The sequence below is a fragment of the Blautia faecis genome (assembly GCF_027662325.1).
Classification (GTDB): Bacteria; Bacillota; Clostridia; order Lachnospirales; family Lachnospiraceae; genus Blautia_A; species Blautia_A faecis.
On sequence record NZ_JAQDKY010000101.1, the window covers coordinates 1 to 1,581 of the forward strand.

The 1,581-nt window shown below is 37.8% G+C and carries 1 protein-coding gene; it reads right to left on the minus strand.

Annotated features, from left to right (window positions below; translation table 11 throughout):
• Nucleotides 1–165: 165 nt before the first annotated feature.
• A complete protein-coding gene (locus PGQ38_RS19275; RefSeq protein WP_270433185.1) occupies nucleotides 166–1,497 on the minus strand; it encodes an IS4 family transposase in 1,332 nt (443 codons plus the stop codon).
• Between the last annotated feature and the right edge of the window lie 84 nt (nucleotides 1,498–1,581).

A 1,581-nucleotide genomic window follows, 5' to 3' on the forward strand; every position in this document is an offset into this window, starting at 1 on the left:
CAACATCATAAACTTAAGATTAGATATTACACATTTATATTATCCTGCTAAAAACTCATTTCAAAAGGGCAGATTAAAACGAAGAGAAATCTTCACAGAGCTCCTTCTGTATACTTTAACAACTTAAAATGCCCATAATCTCCCTTTAAACGGAGAATGGGCATTTTAAAAGCTACTCTTTTGATTGTTTTTATATTTATTTGAGATGTTTTTTCTACGCTCTTTTCCAGGTAGTTCCCTTATGGGAAGTACATAGCGCTCCATTTCTTCCTGTAGTTCTCCAAGTTTTTTGATCCGCTTCTTTTCCTCCGGTTCCAAAAGGATTTTTAGCATAGTCTCTTTGAAAAGACCGATGGCTACATTTTCATTGGTATGCATGGGATATTTATTCCTGTTTTCCCGTCCTGCTGCTGCGGCCTCTTCGTCCGCACTGTTCCGAATGTCCTGAACCATGTTATATACTAAAACCTGCGCCCAAAAATCCTGGTGCACATATACTGTGGCTTTCCCTGTTACACTTTCAAATTTCATTTTGTTTTTTAGAGTATTGTATTTCTTCTCAATTTCCCATCTTTGGTAATATAAATCCGCTAATTCTTCTGCGGTAATTGTATCCGGAAGATCTGTCATCAGCGCAAGTTCATTCCCGGAGGGAAGAGTCGATTTTGATATTCTTACCAGCGTGCTCCCTTTCTTTTGCATCTGTTCATATCGTTCCGGATGTTTTTTTCGTATTTTTTGTAGGCGTGCAGATGAATGTTTTAAAATGACTTTTTCATCTGCCGACTGCATCCGTTTACGTTCTGCCATATAATCGTTGGATGAAAGACGGATCAGATAATGAATCCCTTCCGTTTCCAGAAAGTCAATAAACTCTAAGGAAGGATAACCGCGGTCAAAAACTGCGACAACCGGCTTCCTGATTCCAAATTTTTTTAATTGTTTTAAGTTTCTTTTTGCCAGTTCGTTTTCACTGATGCAAATATGTTCAATTTCAATATCCAGGTAAAAATGATTCAAAACATCATACATTCCGCTTACCAGTGCCCGTACCTGCCCTTTCCCGGAATGCTGGTTGCCGCTGTTTCCAAATGATTCCCTGTTATCCTTTGAGTTTGGAACTTCCGCCTTGCTCCCGTCAATCGCGATTAACAAATATCCTTTCCACAGTCTGGGTTCGTCAGAACGATAAAAATCCATAAGATATTTACGGTTCAGATAGGGAAAAATTTCCGGATTTAGACGTTTTCTCTGTTGTAGATATCCCTGGACAGATAACTGCATAGACAAGTCTCCTTTTTCTTTGAAATAGTTTCTAAGTTCAAATGTCGTGGTAAGCCCCTTTTTTGAAAGACAGCATAGCAACATGTCTTTTAGGGGCATTTTTCGCTTTCTCGAAAAAGCATGGTTTCCATTCTGTCTCGCATATTTTGCAATTTCCGAATCAGATAATAATGCAGAAAACTTTTGAAATCTTGTTTTATAAGATTTAATCATATACACCCCTGCCTATATTTTAACACAATGAAAGAAACCTGCGAACAGATTCCTTTCCATTTTTTTCTTAAGTTTATGATGTTG